The 3,395-nt window shown below is 55.1% G+C and carries 3 protein-coding genes and 1 pseudogene; all 4 read left to right on the top strand.

The genetic code is table 11. From position 1 onward, the window contains the following. Nucleotides 1–3: 3 nt before the first annotated feature. Nucleotides 4–99, top strand: a pseudogene (locus ACIQJ2_RS38165) (N,N-dimethylformamidase beta subunit family domain-containing protein); the annotation flags it as partial. 789 nt (nt 100–888) lie between these two features. Continuing rightward, the gene (locus tag ACIQJ2_RS38160) at nt 889–1,824 is read left to right on the top strand and encodes an arginase family protein (protein ID WP_400678215.1); all 936 of its coding nucleotides are present in this window, start codon (nt 889–891) and stop codon (nt 1,822–1,824) included. Between the two features lie 255 nt (nt 1,825–2,079). Further along, complete coding sequence (locus tag ACIQJ2_RS38155) at nt 2,080–2,391, top strand: ABC transporter permease subunit (protein ID WP_400678213.1); 312 nt, start codon at nt 2,080–2,082, stop codon at nt 2,389–2,391. 135 nt (nt 2,392–2,526) lie between these two features. Beyond that, the gene (locus tag ACIQJ2_RS38150) at nt 2,527–3,306 is read left to right on the top strand and encodes a transporter substrate-binding domain-containing protein (protein ID WP_400678211.1); all 780 of its coding nucleotides are present in this window, start codon (nt 2,527–2,529) and stop codon (nt 3,304–3,306) included. Nucleotides 3,307–3,395: the final 89 nt, after the last annotated feature.

Genomic DNA, 3,395 nt, shown 5'->3' with positions numbered 1-3,395 from the left:
GAGATCAACGACAGACTGCTTCTCGTAGCGGCAACAGCCACATGGACGGCATACAATGATTGGGGCGGCTCCAATCATTATCAGCGCATCTCCGGGCCTAATGGAAATGATTTCGCGCCGCGTCTTAGCGTCCAGCGACCTTACGCACGCGGTTTCGTTGCAACGCCCAGATCGCGGACACGCTCCTTGGCCGCCGCCAGGCCGCTCAACAACGATGCCGCAAGGAGAACCGGAATGAATATCTTTAGCACGCCAACCTCCCAAAGCCGTGGTTCGGCTAGCCTTATCGCTCCTGAGATCCAGACAAATAGCGACCCGACGAATATTGCATCGGATTGATCGATGTAACACGATAGGGTTCTTCTGCAGTGTGGCTCTTCTCTGACCGCGCGTTAACACTCACGTGCGATGGAGGCTTGCCCGATAGTACATTGCGGATAGTCAGTTTGCCGTCAGGCGCCCCCGAAGCGGCTCATTCGAGCAATTTCATCTCCGATTGCGCTTCAACACCCCCAGTCCTTCAGATAGGGGCCTCATCCGCAAACCGTCCTGGCAAATGCTGTGTCAGCGGCTTCGTTCAATCCGTCTCAACTATGTTGCCAAAGCGAGGCCAGCACCGTCGGCACTGCGGGGCTTCGTCGATTCGGCGTGCGGGTCCGTTGTCGATGCTACGCCGGCGTTTGGTGGGCGCGTATCCTCTCATATTCCGTCGGCTCCGAGCCATATGGGTATGCCCGCTTGAATAGGCGGGGCGCTTTGGAACGGATAGATACATCTACATTCGCGATGTATGCACAGGATACTTCGAATTTAACATTCTCACAGAATTGCACTCACTAATCCAGTCAGAGGGTATGCCGCATATTGAAAACTACTGTGAGGAAAAAAATGAAGTTATCTGCGCCACTACGACCATTTCTCGGCTGGTCCGTGAATACCGAATGGGAGCGATGGACGGAGGTTGCCGTGTCGTTGCTGGGTATTCCATATAGCGAGCACTATTCAGGCGAACCGCGGCCCAACGACCAAGCTTGGGCGCCTGAAGCGATCCGTGGTCAGTCTGGGAAAATTTGTGACGGACCTCTCACCTGGGACTTTGATATTGGTGGCCCGCTCGAATCGTTTCTGCCCAACGGTGGAAGGGATTGCGGGAATCTCAACCCGACCGCGCAGTCATTCGATGAATACTTTTCTGCGGCAGTCGAGATCCTGAAGCGACAGTTTGCGTCATCAAAGTTCAGCGGAATTTTGGGAGGAGATCACGGCGTTACTGTTCCGGTGGTTCACGCCTTGGAAGCTATCGGGCAACCTGTGCACCTCGTTCAAATCGACGCCCATATGGATTGGAACGATGGGGTCCGGGGCGCACGTCGCGGATATTCCAGCCCGATGCGACGAGCATCGGAACTTCCCTGGATCAGTGGAATTACCCAAATTGGTATTCGAGGAACTGGAAGCATTGGCACCATGGAGGTCGAAGCCGCACAGGATTATGGTGCAAAAATCATTACGGCCAGGGAAGTTCACGAAGGGGGGGTGTCCCCCATTCTTCAGCATCTCGACGGTAAGGGTCCATTCTACCTTACTATTGACGCAGACGGATTGGACCCGTCGGTCATGCCTGCGGTTATCACCCCTTTGCCAGGTGGTCTTCGCGTCGACCAGATTCTACCGATAGTACGCGCGTTGGCCAAGGCGCACCTGGTCGGAATGGACGTGGTTGAAGTCGCGCCTGGCGTGGATCTCCCCAATCAGATTACTAGCATCACAGCAGGCCGCCTGATGGTGATTGCCATGGTTGCTGCAGTTCAGGCCCAGCAATAGCGAGCACTTTCAGGAGCGCCACTAAGAATAGAGACAAAGCTGTGTTGCATCGGTATCACCTATCTTCCAGATAAGTCTACCAACTTCCCACAGCTTGGCGAATTCGGGCGGCGCTCCTTTTGAAGGGGTCGAATTCGCTATGCTAGATATACCAAGTATTCGAGACATCGAGACTGCCATACTGCATGGCGCTGGGTGGGCAGTCCTTCCTGAGAGCTGGCTCGGTTTGCCTGAACAGCTTCGCGCGATCGATAGATGGACATCTGCCAGGTTTGCGTTGTCGTGGTGATGCGCTTTTGGGGTGCGACGCAGGGAAGGTGTAGTCCCACCGGAGTTGCTGTGAAGGGAGCGATCGACGCGCTACCTCAGGGGCAATGGGAAGCCGCCGCTGCTCTTGGGCTTGGTTGGGGCACCACACTGCGAAAAGTAATCATGCCACAAGCCATTCGGGGAGCCCTGCCTGGTTACGGAAACGAGATCGTTCTCCTGATCAAGGCCAGTTCCATTACAATGGCTGCTGTCAGGTTCGCCTTCAGGTTGTTGGAGCAATCATTTTTTCGATGGTGATCACTTCGACGGCGAACCCGAGGCCGATGGCATTGGGAACGGCACTTGGTCTGAGTGAACAACATAGACGAGCAATCAGTGGGCGGCGTAGCGCGGCTCGGAAAAGAAGCAAGTAGGCAAAATGGGAGAAACCAAATGAAACTGGTAAATCGTTACAATGTGCTGCTCGCAACGGGACTGCTATCGCTCAGTGTAGCTTCTGCAATGGCTGAGCAGCGTACACTCAGAATTGGCACCGACGGCCTTTATCCGCCCTTCAGTGTCGTCGACAACTCGGGCAAGGTGACGGGTCTCGACATCGACATTGGCAATGCGATCTGCGCCAAGCTCAGCGCAAAGTGCGAATGGACCGCACAGGACTTCGAAGGCTTGATACCCGCCGTGCAGAACGAGCGCTACGATCTGGTTCTCGCCTCGCACTCGATCACGGCTGAACGAAAGAAGGCCGTGGACATGATCAAGTACTACAACTACACCACGAGCTTCTTGGTGCCGAAGAATAGCGATGGATCTGAGCTGTCACCGGCCGCGTTCGAAGGAAAATCAGTTGGGGGCCAGACAGGAACCGTCTTTGCCTCCTACCTCGAGAAGAATTTTTCAGGTTCGACGTTGAAGTTCTATCCTTCCCAAATTGAAGCTTACGCCGATCTCAGCGCCGGTCGCATCGATGCCGTACTGGGAGACACCCTCACTCTCTATACTTGGGTACAAGGCGAAGGGAAGGATTGCTGCAAGGTCTCGGAGGCCAAGATTGCGGACCCATCCATTGGAGATGGCGCCGGCATCGTCATCAAGAAAGGCAATGAGCCGTTGCGTTCGGACGTTCAGAAGGCCGTCGATCTGATGTGGTCAAATGGTGAGTTTGACGCGATTTGGGCCAAATACTTCCCGTTCCGCATCGGAAACGATAAGTGACCGGGGTGCTCGCGCGATGAACGGTCCATCTCAGACTCTGTCCCCCGGTGTCGATTGGCGGCGCGAAGCCGTGCAAGGAAACTACGCAG

Source organism: Rhizobium sp. NPDC092011, assembly GCF_044756305.1.
In the GTDB taxonomy this organism is placed as follows: Bacteria; Pseudomonadota; Alphaproteobacteria; order Rhizobiales; family Rhizobiaceae; genus Rhizobium.
Note: the sequence above shows the minus strand (reverse complement) of the source record. Positions and strands in the feature narration are given on the sequence as shown.

What these genes read in the sequence shown, in the direction of transcription:
- ACIQJ2_RS38160 (WP_400678215.1), top strand. Translation starts at nt 889, where the DNA reads ATGAAGTTATCTGCGCCACTACGACCATTTCTCGGCTGGTCCGTGAAT.
- ACIQJ2_RS38155 (WP_400678213.1), top strand. Translation starts at nt 2,080, where the DNA reads ATGGACATCTGCCAGGTTTGCGTTGTCGTGGTGATGCGCTTTTGGGGT.
- ACIQJ2_RS38150 (WP_400678211.1), top strand. Translation starts at nt 2,527, where the DNA reads ATGAAACTGGTAAATCGTTACAATGTGCTGCTCGCAACGGGACTGCTA.